Annotated in this window: 11 protein-coding genes; 3 read left to right on the top strand and 8 right to left on the bottom strand. The window is 56.0% G+C overall.

What is annotated here, in order from left to right:
* Window positions 1-4: 4 nt before the first annotated feature.
* From F455_RS0109275 to F455_RS0109250, 6 genes are all read right to left on the bottom strand, one after another.
* Window positions 5-1,573: an alpha-L-fucosidase gene (locus F455_RS0109275; RefSeq protein WP_083918856.1), complete on the bottom strand. Its 1,569-nt coding sequence runs from the start codon at window positions 1,571-1,573 to the stop codon at window positions 5-7.
* A 214-nt stretch (window positions 1,574-1,787) separates the two neighbouring features.
* The gene (locus F455_RS0109270; RefSeq protein ID WP_018973011.1) at window positions 1,788-2,912 is read right to left on the bottom strand and encodes a mandelate racemase/muconate lactonizing enzyme family protein; all 1,125 of its coding nucleotides are present in this window, start codon (window positions 2,910-2,912) and stop codon (window positions 1,788-1,790) included.
* Window positions 2,913-2,965: 53 nt separating this feature from the next.
* Window positions 2,966-3,751, bottom strand: coding sequence for an SDR family NAD(P)-dependent oxidoreductase (locus F455_RS0109265; RefSeq protein WP_018973010.1), 786 nt, complete (start codon window positions 3,749-3,751; stop codon window positions 2,966-2,968).
* A 1-nt stretch (window position 3,752) separates the two neighbouring features.
* On the bottom strand, window positions 3,753-5,255 hold the full coding sequence (locus tag F455_RS20365) for a sugar porter family MFS transporter (protein WP_018973009.1): 1,503 nt from the start codon (window positions 5,253-5,255) through the stop codon (window positions 3,753-3,755).
* Window positions 5,256-5,351: 96 nt separating this feature from the next.
* Window positions 5,352-7,238 carry an alpha-L-fucosidase gene (locus F455_RS0109255; protein WP_083918855.1) on the bottom strand — a complete coding sequence of 629 codons (1,887 nt, stop codon included), beginning with the start codon at window positions 7,236-7,238 and terminating at the stop codon, window positions 5,352-5,354.
* A gap of 60 nt (window positions 7,239-7,298) precedes the next feature.
* Complete coding sequence (locus F455_RS0109250; RefSeq protein WP_083918854.1) at window positions 7,299-10,094, bottom strand: TonB-dependent receptor; 2,796 nt, start codon at window positions 10,092-10,094, stop codon at window positions 7,299-7,301.
* A gap of 534 nt (window positions 10,095-10,628) precedes the next feature.
* On the opposite strand from F455_RS0109250, the gene F455_RS0109245 reads away from it, so the two are divergent.
* A complete protein-coding gene (locus tag F455_RS0109245; protein WP_018973006.1) occupies window positions 10,629-11,399 on the top strand; it encodes an IclR family transcriptional regulator in 771 nt (256 codons plus the stop codon).
* Between the two features lie 52 nt (window positions 11,400-11,451).
* Here the strand turns inward: F455_RS0109245 and F455_RS0109240 are convergent, their stop codons facing one another.
* Entirely contained in the window at window positions 11,452-12,303 is an 852-nt protein-coding gene (locus F455_RS0109240) for a fumarylacetoacetate hydrolase family protein (RefSeq protein WP_026293226.1), read from the bottom strand.
* Window positions 12,300-14,123, bottom strand: coding sequence for a D-lactate dehydrogenase (gene dld / locus F455_RS0109235; RefSeq protein ID WP_018973004.1), 1,824 nt, complete (start codon window positions 14,121-14,123; stop codon window positions 12,300-12,302). The genes F455_RS0109240 and dld overlap by 4 nt, the downstream gene beginning before the upstream one ends.
* Before the next feature lie 423 nt (window positions 14,124-14,546).
* Here dld and F455_RS0109230 point away from each other — a divergent pair, with 423 nt between their 5' ends.
* Window positions 14,547-15,764 carry a hypothetical protein gene (locus F455_RS0109230; protein ID WP_169337309.1) on the top strand — a complete coding sequence of 406 codons (1,218 nt, stop codon included), beginning with the start codon at window positions 14,547-14,549 and terminating at the stop codon, window positions 15,762-15,764.
* 190 nt (window positions 15,765-15,954) lie between these two features.
* Window positions 15,955-16,353: an L-rhamnose mutarotase gene (locus tag F455_RS23630; RefSeq protein ID WP_157578571.1), complete on the top strand. Its 399-nt coding sequence runs from the start codon at window positions 15,955-15,957 to the stop codon at window positions 16,351-16,353.
* The last annotated feature ends 8 nt before the right edge of the window (window positions 16,354-16,361 follow it).

The raw sequence follows: 16,361 nt of genomic DNA, 5'->3' as shown, positions 1-16,361 counted from the left end.
CGAGCTAGGAGTTGCGCACGAGGTGCCGCAGCTCCTCTAAAACTCGACGGGACGGTTCGCCGATCGACCCATCCTGAAAAATCCCAACACCCAACGTGACCGGCGCCCGATCGGCCATGCACGACTTGATGTAATTGGCGAGCTCGCCTGCTTGATAGCGCGGCGACTCCATTTCCTTGTCAGGGGTAATGTGGAACCAAGGGGCGTCCAGGCGGATCGCTGCATGAGCTTGGAGGCCCTGACCCGCTCCGCGACGGATATACCGCGACTTGAATGGCTTGAGAGGCAAGTCGGTGAGCTCACCGGACCAGTAGTCCTGCCAATCGGTTTCGACCGGGAACGCCCAGTGGTTGTAGGCGACCAGGCGGTTGGGATGCTCAGCCTTTATTGCTTCACCGAGCCGATCGAATGGCAGATTGGGATAGGTCTCGTTCGTCTGAAACCAAGAATCGAGCCAATACCCAGCAACCTTCTCTCTGTAGCGCAAGCCGAATTCGCGGAACACGCGGATCAACTGCTTCGCGTATTCCGCTTCGCTCATAGACGGACGATCAATCGCCGGACCTGGCTGTTGTATGAGGTTTCCCAGACCCGGACAGTTCATGTACAGCATCAGCTTGATTCCACGCCGACCCAGTGCGTCGGCGAGATCACCAATCAAATCACGCTTGGTCGTCCAACCCGGATGCAACGCTTCCCAAGATGCAATCGGGGCAGGACATGTCGGGTTGCCGTGATTCACAGTGAAGATCAGATACTTGGCGCCACAGCTATCGACCAGACCGGCGAGCTTTTCGACATCGAGTTCGTCAACGGCATCCTTATACGGCTTGCGCGGCCCGTGTCGCGGCGTCGTCAAGTCGAGGAAATGGAACCACATTCCATAACCAGCTTGGGCGAACCAGTCCGTATTCGCTCTGTGCTTTATTGCAAGCTCCTTGGAGGCTTCAGTCGACTTGTGCCGGACCACTGGTGTCAGTTCCAACGACCGCAAGCGGAAGACCTCCCTCCCTTTCGCCGCAGTTACTTTCAGTCGGATAACATTCACGCCACGCGTTAGTTGAAGCTCATCCGACACCGGTACTCGTTCGAACGAATAGAACTCGCGCATCGACCAGAACGAATCGTCATCCGGACTACCCGGATTGGCGGACGGGCCTTTGGGATCTGGGTAGAAATAGCCTTCGGTAACCCGTGTCGCATGCAGAGCATCGCTTTCGCCCGCGGAGATCTTGATTTGTGTTTCCGCGACGGTGGACGAGTAGCACAGCGAAAGCTGATAGCGGCCGTCGTTCGGCACCGTCACATTCCAAACTACTTCGCCGGAGCCAAGAAAAGGCAACATTACGCCGATCTCGGCAGGCCCGAACCGAACATCGCCGGATCGCACAACAGCCTCATAGGGGTAGAGCCGGATGACCGGATTGAGCTCCGGAATTACCGCGCTCTTGCCATCGTCTATTGGGGTCTTCGTTGCGCGTGCCGCACCTGCGGCAATTGACGCGGGAAGCGCCGCAACAGCGAGCATTGATAGCCCAGATCGGATGAATTCTTGACGCGTCAATTTGAGCATGAGAATTGATGTCCATGGTCGTGACTGTCGATCCGGCACGGTCTCTTATCGTGCGAGATGCTTATCGAAGAATTTGATGGTGACCTCGTAGACCCTCGCGAGATTCGGGCAAGGATGAGGCGAGATGAAGGCGTGCTCGAGCCCGTCGCGTACGTATAAGTCTGCATCGACGTTCTTGCGACGAGCAGTGGGTTCAAACGACAGAGCTCAGAACTCATGCCAGAGCCTTTCCGAAATCGGCCAACGCCTCTGCTTTCAGAGTGGTGCCCGCACCCGGTGCTTCGGGGAGGAGAAATCTTCCGTCGCGCACGATCGCCGGTTCTTCAAAACAGTGTTGCGTCCACGGAATGTATTCGAGCAAAGCGCTAGACGGGTGCGCGAAGGACAGATGGCGATGTACTTGCATCATGTCACCAACATGCGGCACGACCGGCAACCCTGCCTTGTGCGCCTCATCCGCAACAGTCAACCATTCGCTGATACCAGCAAGTCGTAATGCATCTGGCTGTACGTACTTAACTGCATCAGCTCGCATGAACGCATCGAAGTGATGTTTGGAATAGAGCTGCTCGCCCAATGCAATCGGCGTTCTCATGTATTTCGCGAGATCGATATGCGAATTTAGATCATCGAAATACAGTGGCTCTTCAAACCAAAACAGATCGTAGTCATCGACTTTGGGAGCGAATTTTTTAGCGGTCGCTAAATCCCATCTCCCGTTGCCATCGATCATGAGCCTGCAATGCGGTCCAATGGCCTTCCTCACGGCTTCGATTCGTTCCAAATCGTCTTCGGGATTCTTGCTACCTACCTTTATCTTTACTCCCTTGAACCCCTCATCCAGAGATCGCAAGCAACCTGCTACTACCTTCTCGACGGGATTATTCAACCACCCAGCGTTGGTGTTGTACGCCTCAAGTCCAGGAGGCTCTGCCTGGTCAAACAACATCTTCCAAAGCGGTACCCCTTGCGACTTGGCAAGCAAGTCCCAAAGGGCGATGTCAACCGCCGCAAGTGCCAAGTGACTCGCTCCGGCTCGCCCAATCCACTGCAGAGGTGGCGTGGCGTGTAGTTTCGTCCAGACGCGCGCGATGCAAGACCGAGTTTCCAACACCTCATCTTGTAGCAAAGGGCCATAAATCGAGCCAATGTACGAGGCAATCAGTCGATCACCGGGCAGGAAAGCGTGAGTGCCGGTAAACCCATACCCCTTTAAACCGTTGTCAGCATGAACGATGACTCCGGCGAATCCCCAGCAGTCAATAGCATTCGTGCTGTCTGCGATTCCTTCCGCCAACGGGACATGCACGATATACGGTTCAATCTTCGCAATTCGCATCGAAATCTCTTTACCGCAGCAGTTCCCAGTCGTTGCAACGCGGGGCCGAGCAGCTATTGCGCCCAACCACCTTGAGCCATGATTCCGCCGTCGACCGTGATGCACTCTCCGGTCATGAAGGATGCACCATCGCTCGCGAGGAACGCGACGACTTTGGCGAGCTCCTCCGGCCTCCCGAAACGCTTCATCGGATAGGCATCCTTCAGGCGCTGCATGTAATTCTGGTCACCAACGCCGTCAGCGACATCTCGAAGCAGCGGCGTATCAAACGTTCCCGGCGCGATCGCAAGGACGCGAATATTGTCCTCAGCGTACTCGAGCGCGAGCTGTCGGGTCAGAGAAAGCACACCACCCTTCGACGCAGCGTACGCGGGTGCGCTCTTCTGCGATTGCAGCCCTTGCACGCTGGCGGTGTTGATGACTACGCCGCCGCCGCGCGCCTTCATAAGCGGCACGCAGCGTTTCACCATCCAGAAATACGACTTGAGATTCACCGTGAGAATCGCGTCCCACAACTCGTCATCAAGCTCGTGCGCGGGTACATAGCTTTTCGCGGGCTGGATGCCGACGTTGTTGCAGAGCACATCAACACCGCCAAGCGCTTTCGCTGCCGCAGCCAGACGGTCACACGTGCTCGGTTCGCTCATGCTTCCCACGACGAAATGGATACGGCCAGGCAGGCCGGTCGATTCCGCGACTAGGGCTTGACCTGCGTTTGGGTCAATATCGCCGCAAACGACATCCGAACCGCAGCGCGCAAATTCCAAAGAGAACTCCTTTCCCAACCCTCCTGCACCGCCGGTGACGATGACGATCTTCCCGGAAAAGTCGATGCTCATTTCAGCGCGTCCCCGGGCGTGCCGCGTCGGGCATGCCCAATCGAACACTTCCTCGCGATATGCGATCCTCTTTCCATATCGACATCACTTCCTCCAAGGACAAGCCTTTCGTCTCTGGAAGCCGCGCCAGTACAACAACGAATTGAATCGCCAGGAACACTGCGCAGCCGAGGAACATCGCCCAAATCCCGAGCTGATCGCGAACGATCGGGAATAATTGATTGATAACGATATCGGTCAGCCACAATGCGATGGTGGCGATACCCATCGCACGCGCGCGAACATTCGTCGGGAAAATCTCGGAGATTACGATCCATTTGATCGGTCCAATCGAGAACGCAAAGAAAGCGACGAACGTGCACAGCAGCCCGATAATGACGGCGCCGTCGCTCACACCTCTGGCGAAGCAGAAACCTGTGACGGCGAGCGCTACGCATGCACCGGCAACGCCAGTGAGAAGCACCCGACGCCGACCGACTCGATCGACGAGGAATACCGCGAGCAGCGTGAACGCCGCGAGCACGATGCCGATGATGGCGTGTCCGTTGAGTGAAGAACCCGCGGAAACGCCTGCTCGTTCAAGGATGATCGGTCCGTAGTACATCACGACGGTGATGCCGCTCAGCTCGGAGAATACGGTGAGGAAAATTCCCAAGAATAGCGGCTTGCGCAGTTCGGCCGCGGCCCAGCCCTGCTTGGATTGAATTTCTTTGTTCACGGCATTTCGAATTTCGCCGAGTTCCGCAGCGGCAGATGCCTTCTCTCCACGTAATCGCTCGAGCACGTGCTGTGCGTGTTCGAAATGACCGCGCAACGCTAGCCAGCGCGGACTCTCCGGCACAGCAGCGGCGCAAATGAGAAATATTGTTGCCGGGACAAACTGGCCCAGGAACATGCCACGCCAAACCTGTTCCACCATCAACCAATGCCACCATCCCTGCCCCGGCACCTGTGTTCCACCCAAAGCGCGGCGCAACAGTTCGGCATTGATCAGCATCGCGGCGACGATGCCGATCGTGATGGTGAGTTGGAAAAGCGATACGAGCCTACCCCTATATTTCGCCGGCGCGACTTCAGAGATATAGAGTGGCGAAGCGATCGACGCCAGGCCTACGCCGACACCACCAGCGATGCGCCCGGCGATAACCCAAAGCGGATCGGGCGCGAAGGCACAGCCGATCGCAGCGGCCGTCAACAACGCTCCTGACAGCGTCATTACTCCTCTACGTCCTACCTTATCGCAGAGGTTTCCCGCTATCACGACGCCGATTACGCACCCCATGAGGCCCGAACTGACGAACCAGCCCTCCATGAACGCCGAAAACGCGAACTGTTGCTTGACCAGCGAGATCGTGCCCGCAATGACTACAGTCTCATAGCCGAACAGGAAGCCCCCCATTGCCGAGACCAGACTAATCAACGTCACGAAGAGCAGATTGCCAGCTCCCCTTGTGGCATCTCCGTCCGGCATGCGTTGTTCCGCGGATCTGGCGAATATTTCCATGAATGGACTGCCTCGAAATGATGCTGCTTAATGCTTGCGCAAACGCCTAAGCCATAGATTACCGCACCGTTTCGGCGCGGCTACGGTTCTTCATCACTATCGTTCGTACAACTCGAACTCGTGAATGACAGCAGGGGCGACGGACTTGAGTATCTTCAACCGCACCTTCCTTGCCCGTACGGGTGTGAAGCGTATTTCCGGATGAAACACCGAGATGGGCCAATCGTTGAAATCCTCCTCTTGCCCCGTGTCGGTTCCCCAAGTCGAGATATCCGCAACACGCTTCCATTCCCGGCCCGGCTGACATTCCGGCCAGCATGCGCTTGCGCCCTCAACAGGTTTCCACTCATCGCCCAACTTCACTTCAATCTGGTAACGGTGAATGTTGGCGAGCTCGCCTTCGTATTCGCCTTCAAAAAGGGTCGCGCGACTGACAGTTTTTTCGGTACCCAGATCAAATTCAATCCAAGGCTGCTTCGTATGGCCGTCGGACTTCCAAAAAGTTTGCATATCACCGTCTGCGATCATGTGGTCGCCAGACGGATCCTTGTTCGACGACCGCACGGTTGCGGCGCGAGTCAGCGACGGTTCGCTGATCGGCGCAATCTGCTCGGCGGAACCCTCCAACTTAAGCACGACGATCGTCGACGGGCTTGCCACGTCGTTTGGATTGACGCTTACCGTTACCGACTTGGCATCCTGGGCGACCGTTGCCTTGCCACCATTGAGCATCGAGCAGCCGACGATCTTGCGAGGAAGCGGCGGCAAAGTCAGCGTCGTCACTTTCGGATCGAACACATGCAGATAGATGAGGTTACCTTTGCATGTGCTGCCGTAGACGTTCGTACGCATGTACGGACCGCCGCGGGTTTCAAACACGCTCGCGCCGTAGCGCTTGACCCATACGCTGCTTTCGGCCAGCTTGTCGATGAGTGCAGGATCGAAGCGCCCTGATGCTGGTGGCGTCAGGCCAAGCAGGTAATTTCCGTCTCCGCACGCTGATTTAATGAAATTATCAATCCATGTATGCGGATCTCCGTACGGTCCGGGTGTCCAGCAATAGCTACGACCATTGGCAGGCGTTGTGTACTCCCAGGGAATGGTGCGGTTGAAACGCGGCGTGTCGACCTCAAGTACCGCGAAATCTCCGACGTACTTCCGATCCGTGGGGAACCATGTGGGCATATAGACCCGGCCGTTGTATGCACCGCCCACGCGTTGATCCGCCAGAGTGTCCGCCTGCAGCGAGCGCATGTACTTCAAAAGATCGACTCCGCGCTCGTAAGTCCAATCGCTCATCCAGCCGCCGTCAAACCACCAGGCGAGCACCGGGCCGTAGTTCTGAGTTAGCTCTTTGAGCTGGGTCTTCATGTACTCGACGTAGCGATCGAAATTCGGATTGCGCCCTTCTGGGAGCGAATAGCCCGGCGGACCCAAATACATGCCGTTAGCGCTACTCGCGCCAATACAATCGGGTTGATAGAAGTCTGCGATCGAATAATAGAGGCAAAGCGCCAGGTCGTGCTTCTTGCACGCCGCCGATATTTCCTTGAGAACATCCCTGCGAAACGGGCTGTTCATAATGTTGTAGTTCGTCGTCTTCGTATCCCACATCGCGAAGCCTTCGTGATGCTTGGTGACGAACGTCAAATAGCGGAAACCGCTGTCCTTGAGCATCTTCACCCAAACGTCGGCGTCGAATTCCACCGGGTTGAAGCGCTTGTAAAGCACATCGTATTCGGCGGAAGGGGTTTCAACTTCGCGCGTCCAGCTGATTTCTTTGCCAAGTACGGTCGCCGGCCCCCAATGAATGAAAGCGCCGTAACGAAGCCCGAGGAACCGTTTCAAGGCCGCCGCAGGCGTCGGCAGCAAGGGACCTATCCCGTTTGTTGCCGCGGAACCGGCAGCATCGCCCAGAGCCGAGGCAACTGCACTCGCCCACACCCCCCCAGCGAATGCCGCCCCTGCCGTGGCGGCAATCATTTCTCTACGCGTAACCATATTGTGTCCTCACCCCGGATTGTGACTTGCCGATAGCCCTGACTAGAAATTCAGGCGCGCACCGACGTAGTAGCGGCGGCCGCTGAGGTCATACAGGCGCGTGATCCCATATCGATCATCTTGTCTCAGCGCCGACTGGGTCAGGTTGACGACCGAAGCGTTGAAGCTGAGCTTCGAATTCACTTTGTAGTTGGCGGAGAGATCAAGCTGGCCATAGCCCTTCACGAATATGCCGTCGCCAAAGTAGCTCAGCGGGTCGGCCACCCACCCGCTGCGATAGTTGTAACCCGCATGGATGTCGAACTTGCCGTTGTCGTAGTACACGCCGAGGTTGTATGTGTTCTTGGAAATGCCCGGCAGTGGCAACGCAGGCTGCCCTTGGTTCAACACCACGCTTCCGTACCAGATGTGCGTGAAATTTGCCTGCGCCCCTAACCCGCTCCAGAACCCGGGTAGGAAATCGAATGCCTGCTGGTAGCCGAGTTCGACGCCCTTGATTTGCGTTGTCGTCGCGTTGACCGGCTGCGACACCGACAGTTCGATCGGCTGCTTCGGCCCATTCGCGCTTCCGATTGCGACGTCGACCGTTTCTTTGGTGTAGTTCGTCAGCACCAAGTTCTGGACGTTCTTGAGGAAGAAATCCGCAGCAAAGATTCCGCGCTTGCTGAAGTACCATTCCAGCGAAACGTCAAATTGATTTGCCAGATACGGCTTGAGATCCGGATTGCCCTCGGCAAGCGTACCCACCCACGTGCCGCCCGGCGGTGGGCTCGTTGAGGCATTCGGGTTGCTCGCAGCCGCCAGTAGATTCATATCCGGCCGCTGCATCACTTTCGCAGCGGCGAACCGCGCAATCAGGTCGTCACTGATCAGATAGCTCGCGTTGAGTGACGGGAGCAGATTGTTGTAGGTATGCGATTGCGCATGGATCGAGGCGTCGGTATAGCTCAGGGAGTTGGAGCCGCCGACCAACCCGTAGATGAGGTAGGCGCCGGAAGTCGGTGAGTAGCCGGAAGACAATTCTTCCGTGCGTACGGCCCGAAGCCCTGCGTTCGCTTTCCAGCGACCATCAGCGTCACCCACATCCACTCGAACATAGGCGGCTTCGGATTTTTCCTCAACCACTGTTGTCGCGGTCACCACTTGCATCGGGGGGTTCTTGGCCACGATCTGCGACAGGGGGAAGTCAGAGAAAAATTTCGGCAAATTGACCGTCATGAAGCTCGAAGGCACCTGCGCCCCGCCATCGTATGAGGAGAAGAAGGACGAGTTATCATGCAGGATCAAGTAGGGGCTCATGTCGGTAGGATAGCCAGCACCTGAATTTCCCATCCAGTTCGGCGTGGAAGACAGGGTGCGATCTTCAAAGTTTGCGCCGACTTTGACGCTCTTGAGCCAGCCGGAATCCAGCGAACGTGTCGCATCTATGCGATAGTTCCAAATCTGATCGCGCGTTGGCTCCTTGTAGGCACCCTGCACGCCGAAGAAGTAGTAGTTGGATGGATCGTTCGGATTGAAGCCGTTGTAGAACCCAACGCTGATCGGACCGCCCGGATCTTTCGTCGTGTCATACCGGAGATTGGCACCTGGTGCCTTCGTCGCCCATGAGACATAGGCTTGCGTCGTATGTTCAGTCGCCTCACCGTAAGACAACTCGTTGTCGATCTTCCAGTCGCCGAATGTCAGCGTTCCTCCCAGTGCGGTAGAGGTCGTCTCCTGCAAGAAGTCGAACATGTTGGCCTGCATCCAGGCGAACACGTTTGAGCCGGACCAAACCGTTTCGACGTTGTTACGATCAAGCGTCTGCGAATCGGTCGGAGAAGCCCCCAAGGCGCCGGCACCGGGATAGAAATTCTGCCCTTGGTAATAGTTGTAACGCTGCTCGAAGCGCGAGGCGATCGTGTCCAGGTGCAATTCCAAGTTATCGTTGACCTTGAACTGCAACATGCTCATGCCACTGAGGCGGCGGTCCGTACCGAGAAGATCGTTGAGATGAACGCCGAATACTCGATATACGGTACCCGGACCGGTATAGGTGGAATCCGGAAGAACGCCGTCTGAGGTGAACTGTTGATCATTTAGCCTGCGCTGGTTGTAGTCGACGCTCACCATCCAGCCGAGCCGATTGTCCAGGAACGTATTCAAGTACAACGCCGACACATGGGGCTTCACGCCCTGTTTGGCCTGTTCGTCATAAACGCCTTCGACGTTCAATGCAGCACGCTCGGCCCCCAAATCGAGCGGCTTGATCGATTGAACGTTCACCGTCGCCGCCAGTCCACTCTCGGGAAGATCCGGGGTTGGCGATTTGTACACATCTACTTGATTGGCGAAGTTCGACGTCAGGACCTGGAAATCGAACGCTCTGGTGCCGGAGGCCGTCGGCAGCTGGCGTCCATTGAACAAGGTGTCGGTGAACTTGGGATCCAAGCCACGGACGCTGAGGAACTGCCCGTCACCAAGGCTTCGCGTGATCTGCACGCCGGTTACTCGCTGCAGCGACTCAGCAATGTTCTGTTCGGGATATTTGCCGACGTCTTCGGCAGAGATGCCGTCGCTGACGACATCCGCTTCGCGCTTGTTCGCCAAAGCTCGCTCAAGGCTCTTGGCGTAGCCGGTCACCGTCACGGTGCCAAGCGTATCCGCAATCTCGGAAGAAGCCTCCTTTCTTTTGGAGTCTTGCGTCTTCTTTTCGGCGTCTTGCGCATCCTTATTTGCCTCTTGCACCGGCGCATTCGCATCGGACTGGCCAGAGGCACGTGCCAAAGAATTCGACACTACACCCAGAAGGATAAGCAAAGCGCTTCGAAGCACAGCGGAAAGCGATACACCATTCATATCTTCCTCCCCTTATCGTTATGAAAGCTTCTATCACATATAATATACCATCGTATTCGTAAGATCAAGAGTCAAAATCCGCACACCGAATCCACGCTTGAAGTAGCGCTCTGAGCCTTGCTCACAATGGCTCAACGAACCTACGCCGTAGCGATTTCAAGAGAGCACGACCGCGTCATGCACACACTTCTACCGACCCTGTCGCAAGGCGTTCCGACCCTCGATTTGCGCTGACATTTGTCCAACCAGAGAGAGCTATGAAGAGGTCGTGTGGCCTGTCAGTCAACGCCCCTGGCGTGGTTGATCCAAACGATCGCAGGGCTGCGAAGCGAAGAAGTCGAAGCGACTAAAGCGACCGTGCACACAGCCAGGTTGCGAGCCTAGGGCGCCAAATTGGTCAGCTCCCTGGTGATGTCAACCAGAAAATTTTCTGCCAAAATGTTCAGCAAGCCCCTATGATTTGAAATCGCCGCACGCGTCGGTCGCGAGTCGCACACCGCGATTTTGAAGCTGACCGCCACCAAGAAATAGACGATGACTATGTCCAAAGACCGGATGACGAAAAGAGCCACCAGCTACAGCGCTCCCGCACTCGAGAAAGGGCTTGGCATTTTGGAAATGATTTCCAAGGCCCCGCATCCGATGAATCTTTCTGAGATATCGCAGGGAGTCGGGCGGGCGAAGAGCGAGATATTCCGAATGGTCTACGTGCTCGAGAGCCTGGGCTACTTGGAGCGCGTGGAAGGTACTGACGGATACACGCTAACCAATCGCCTTTTCCTGCTGGGGATGCAGCGCCCGCCGCTAAAGGAACTTCTGGAACTTGCCCTGCCCTCGATGCGCAAGCTTACCGAGGATACGCGGCAGTCCTGTCATTTGGTCGTGGCCGCGGATGAGAATATGGTGGTCATCGCGCGTATCGAGTCGCCATCCGACCTTGGTTTGGCGGTGCGAATTGGTCATCATCGCCCCATTCTTGAAGCGACCTCTGGCATCGTCCTGACGGCATTCCAACCAGAAGCTGTGCGAACGCTTTGGGTAAAAAAGTACGGCAAACGGCTAGCCCCGAAAGAACGAGAGGAACTCGTTCGAAAACTCGACGCTATCCGCGAGGCAGGCTACGCAGCCATTGTCAGTACAGCAGTATCGGGTGTCACTGACGTGTCAGCACCTATTATGCGCAACGGACAACCAATAGCAGCGTTGGCTATTCCCTACATGCAGCTCTCGGCGGTCAGCGTGTCTCAGCGAGACGCTACCAAGGCGCTTTGCAAAGTCACTGCTGACCTATCAAGTAGGCTCTGAGCATTCGCGTCATCTAACGCGGCATAGACATCTGCATGTCGTGACGGCTGCGCTATCGGCTCCAAGCCAATACATTCTGACGCTGTTCGCCAAGCTTTTCGATACCGAGGGCAACGACATCGCCCGGCTTCAGGTACCACGGTAGCGGCTTTTGGCCTAGCCCGACACCGGGAGGCGTCCCCGTTGTGATGATGTCACCGGGCAGCAGTGTGAGAAACTGCGAGAGATAGGCCACCAGGCTGGCGACACCAAAAATCATCTTCCGTGTATGGCCCGTTTGGACGCGGCGACCGTTCACGTCTAGCCACATTGAAAGATCTTGCGGGTCATCGACTTCGTCAACCGTAACCAACCACGGACCAATCGGCCCAAAGGTCGGGCATCCTTTACCCTTGTCCCATGTACCTGAGCGCTCCAGCTGAAATTCACGCTCCGAAAGATCATTGACGACGCAGTAACCTGCGATGTGTCGGAGAGCGTCCGATTCGGAGATATAGGATGCCCTCGATCCAATCACCACCCCAAGCTCAACTTCCCAATCGGTCTTCTGCGAATGGCGCGGGATGACCACCGGATCGTATGGCCCTTGTATGCAGCTTACCGCCTTAGTGAATACGACAGGTTCCTTCGGGATCTCCATCCCCGATTCGTGCGCGTGATCCGAATAGTTGAGCCCTATCGCAAGGAACTGTCGCGTACCGACAAAAGGCGGCCCAAGCCGCGGTTCACTTTGCACAAGGGGTAGATCTTGCAACTCGATTTTCGCCAACTTTCTCAGACTATCCGGAGATAGTTGTGCAGGACCAAGATCAGCGATTACGCCAGATAGGTCGCGAAGGTGACCTGTGGCATCAACGGCGGCCGGCTTCTCTAGCCCAGGCGCGCCATAGCGACAAAGTTTCATAGGGGAAGCTCCTTTTTTGCTGTTGTCGGGTGCGAAGGATCAGAAGCCCGCGCATGGGGATTCGGGCAGCGATGAGTTTTCGAGGTAGCTGGCGGCGCGTAGTCCTTCAACTTCGACGATTGCCCGATTCCCGCGTTGAACCGATTGCCTGGATCGAGCGTTCGGTAGAAGTCGAGCAATGGTGATTCGGCAACATAGAGGTGACCGACATTGTGCTCTGCTGGATAACGCGCGCCACGCTCGTCAAGCAATCGCCACATTGCATGCTCGAGCGCCATACAGTCTTGACCTTTCGCCACAATGTAGTCCTGATGGAACACATGGCATAGAAAGTGACCGTAGTAGATTTTGCCAACGAGCTTGCGCTCAATATCCTCGGGCAGCGACTCGAACCAATCCCTGTCGTTCCTCCGCAGTGCAACATCGAGAGCAACAATGTCTTCCACCTCCCGGGAATGGATCGCGCGATAACGTACGGCGGCACCGGCCACAACGAAGCGGTGCAGGAAAGCTTTTCGCGCTTCCACTTCCGAGCAGTCGAAGTACCCAGACTCGTTGGCGCGATGCCAATCGAAAAGCAGAGAACGCATCTCTTCGTAGGAATCAAGCGAAACTCGCAAAATGAGATGGTGTTCAAACCGCTGTCGGTATTCGCGGAGTCGCCTTGGAAGATGATCCGGCCATAGCCGACCGAACGCATATAGCACTCGGTCCAGCAAGTTTGCAGGCAGCCACCGCTGGCGCGCGCAAAAGCCGTCGCAGCGACTCTTCAGATCAAAAAAGCGAGGGAGGTGATCTGTCCCGATGCGCTCGACGAGCAGGAATTGATCTTTCCCATAGTGGTCAGCCAGATCGAATGCATCACGGTGCAGATATTCTCCTGCGATCGGCAACGAAGCGCACTTCGATAGGATCATGCGTCGAAGTCGGCCCAACTCCTCGGCACAATTCGTGCCGACATAGAAGACCTTGCTCTCCCTTTCCAGCGGGAAGGTATCGAGACGAACTGCGAATACCACGAGCTTGCCGGCGGAGCCCGAAGCCTCGAACAGCCGGCGTGGGTCAGCATTGAATCGCGCGGGCGTTCGGGCATCGATATCGCGCACGCAAGTTTCATAGTCTTTGTCCGAGGCTGTCCAGTTCGGATTTTCGATATCGCCGCCGCAGAAAGCTCCTGACTGGAGTCGCTGCAAGATCTCCTCAGGCGCATTTCCGAGTGATATGCCAAGATGGTTCACGAGCTCTAGGGAGCCGTGTGCGTCGACCCGAGCGAACAGAGACATCTGCGTGTATGCAGGTCCGCGGCGCACGAGCGCACCACCGGAGTTGTTGCATACGCCGCCAACAACGGTCGCGCCAAAACACGATGACCCAATGACCGAATGCGGCTCACGATCGAACGGTCGCAGTTCCTTTTCCAGTTTGTGAAGCGTTGCGCCCGGCAGACACACAACTTGCCGGCCGTCGCCGATCACGAAAAGCGAATCGAGTCTTAACGTGCTGATGATGACGACCTCTCGGTCGTAGCCGTCAGGTGCCGGGGTGGAGCCGCCCGTTAGCCCAGTGTTTGACGCTTGAACAACTATGACTGCTTCAAATTGAACGCACTCCTGAAGAGTCCGCCATAGCTCGAGCAGCGTTCCCGGTCTGACTACAGCCAGCACATTGCCACCGCCGAATCGAAAACCCGTTCTGAAGCGGCGGGTGGCACGAGCATGCGTAAGGACATGCCTGTTGCCAACGATATGCCTGAGCCTCGTGAGCAATCCTTGGTGGGCGACCTGGTCGACTACTCCACCAACGCACGCATCGTTCGGCATATTGCGGCTGTTTTCGAGCATTTTACATCTTACATATAAGTTCTTGTCGTATATACGATACATTCGGACGCCCAACTCCACAAGAGTCGCCCCTTTTATGGCGTGCTCCCACGTCGAAAATCCTCGAGATTGACGACTTCTCGTATATGATGTATCGTATTATATATACGACGAGGTATTCATACACCTGGTACCTCTAGAAACGAATCGTTGCCCAGAGGGAGAACCCCAGTGAGTAGATTAGTTTCGGTACTAAGCGTATTGGTGTCCGCAACGCGTGCCAGCGTTGGCTCGTTGTCAGGTCGTTTTCAAATCATTTCGCTGCGTTCGACCACCTGGTCGATAGCATTTTCGATCCTATGCCTACCTACTCTCACCTATGCCCAATTGGCAGTCAGTGGGGGAGGCACCGGTGCGACTTCCTTGTCCGGTTATCTCTACGGAAATGGGACCAGCCCCATAACGGCTTCAGCGACCATTCCCGCTACAGCATCGTCATTCACTCAACTTGGAACCGGCGCGTTGACGCGCTCCTTGGATGCCAAAGCCAAGGAAAACGCTTTAAGCCTGCTCGACTACTGCTCAGACAACACCGGAGTGACGGACTGTTCGACTGGTATCGGGAATTGGTTCGCAGAAGGCGTAGCGCTCAAGAAAGCGCTGTACATCCCGGCCGGCACCTATCGTGCGGCATCGCAACTCGTTTGGAACCTTCACCCGATTGCTAGTACCGGCATCAATGTCTTTGGAGATGGCCGCGCCATCTCGATAATCAAATTTGATTCGGGCGTAACCTCGCCCGCATGGAATATTGTGGGAAACGATACTCCGGACGAGAGTCTGGACTATTCCAGGTTTGAAAACTTTCAGGTGCTGGGGAGCATTGCGGGAACGCTGATGGCTTTCGGGCGAGATGATTTCAATGATGCGATGAATGAGTTCCAGCTCAACAACTTGTTCATTTTCAACACCAGCACCAATGGATCTGCTGTTGCCCTGAAGCTCAACTACTTCCTCAACGGGCTTGTGAACGTAGATGCGAACGGGGGTGGATTCAACACGACCACGAACGTCGGCTCTGGATACGCTGCGCTGTATTGCAATCAGTGTTTTATGAACACCTTCATGGGGTCCTACAGCCTTTCAGGCAATGGGATCTATCTGTCGAACGGATTCAATGTCACCAATACCTTTCTGAATACGGACACCGAGGCGAATACCACCGACATCCGAATTGATAGCGCGAACGCTGTCTCGAACACATGGGTTGGTGGCCAGATTTCCCTGGCAACATATGGAATCAATGCGACGGCCGGGTCCGGCAATAAATTCATCAACATCAACAACGCCATCACCGGCACGGGCACCGCCTTCATGCCAAATAGCACGGGTGTCTGGCTCGAAACACCAAACTTCAACAATGTCGCAACACCGACGTTGCCCGCCAGCGGCACAGCGGTGACCAACACCTCAGGTCAAAAGGTGTTGGTGGCGGTATCAGGCGGTGCGGTGAGTCTCGTGAAGCGCAATTCGACGTGGTTATTCGCCGTCACAAACGTCACTGTAATTCTGGAGCCCGGGGACACTATCGCGGTCACATACTCCTCAGCGCCCAGCTGGACGTGGACGCCGATTCGATAGCGAGACGACGGAGCATGGCGGCCCGGCGAATCAAGATGAAACCGATTTGCATAAGTCGGCCGAGCCCTTCTGTGGTTTAGATGAATCCCGTCGCCAGATTGGCGCTTCCAAGGAAGCGACAATCCTCATTCTGCGTCTCACAGGGCCAGGTTCCTATGAAGAAACCTTACGTGTTTAGCCGTCGTCTGTTTTGCCTTGTAAACCTCAGTTAGTTGCTACCGAGCAGCGCTCTGGCGGGCGTATCCGAAGCAACCGTTCCGCGACGCGTGCATTCGGTAACGGGTCTGAGAAGGCGGACTACTACATCAAGCTTCACGCCAAAACTTGGCCGGGCGTCCTTCAACGGATCAAAGATAGCAACATTCGCAACTACTCCGTTGCATTGAAGGAAATTGAGGGAAAGCTCTTCTTGTTCTCTTATTTCGAATACATCGGCAACGACTTCGAGGGTGATATGGTCAAGATCGCTGCGGACCCCGAGACTCAGCGATGGTGGAGGGAAACCGACCCATGCCAGATTCCACTTCCCGATGCAAAAGCGCAAGGAAAAATCTGGTCTGATGCGGTTGAGGTCTTTCACGCCAGCTGAACCGGGGA

Source organism: Rudaea cellulosilytica DSM 22992 (genome assembly GCF_000378125.1).
Taxonomy (GTDB): Bacteria; Pseudomonadota; Gammaproteobacteria; order Xanthomonadales; family Rhodanobacteraceae; genus Rudaea; species Rudaea cellulosilytica.
This window is presented reverse-complemented; position numbering and strand designations above follow the sequence as displayed.

Excerpts from the sequence above, each read along its gene's own strand:
- F455_RS0109275 (WP_083918856.1), bottom strand. The coding sequence starts at position 1,573 with ATGCTCAAATTGACGCGTCAAGAATTCATCCGATCTGGGCTATCAATG.
- F455_RS0109270 (WP_018973011.1), bottom strand. The coding sequence starts at position 2,912 with ATGCGAATTGCGAAGATTGAACCGTATATCGTGCATGTCCCGTTGGCG.
- F455_RS0109265 (WP_018973010.1), bottom strand. The coding sequence starts at position 3,751 with ATGAGCATCGACTTTTCCGGGAAGATCGTCATCGTCACCGGCGGTGCA.
- F455_RS20365 (WP_018973009.1), bottom strand. The coding sequence starts at position 5,255 with ATGGAAATATTCGCCAGATCCGCGGAACAACGCATGCCGGACGGAGAT.
- F455_RS0109255 (WP_083918855.1), bottom strand. The coding sequence starts at position 7,238 with ATGATTGCCGCCACGGCAGGGGCGGCATTCGCTGGGGGGGTGTGGGCG.
- F455_RS0109250 (WP_083918854.1), bottom strand. The coding sequence starts at position 10,094 with ATGAATGGTGTATCGCTTTCCGCTGTGCTTCGAAGCGCTTTGCTTATC.
- F455_RS0109245 (WP_018973006.1), top strand. The coding sequence starts at position 10,629 with ATGACTATGTCCAAAGACCGGATGACGAAAAGAGCCACCAGCTACAGC.
- F455_RS0109240 (WP_026293226.1), bottom strand. The coding sequence starts at position 12,303 with ATGAAACTTTGTCGCTATGGCGCGCCTGGGCTAGAGAAGCCGGCCGCC.
- dld (WP_018973004.1), bottom strand. The coding sequence starts at position 14,123 with ATGCCGAACGATGCGTGCGTTGGTGGAGTAGTCGACCAGGTCGCCCAC.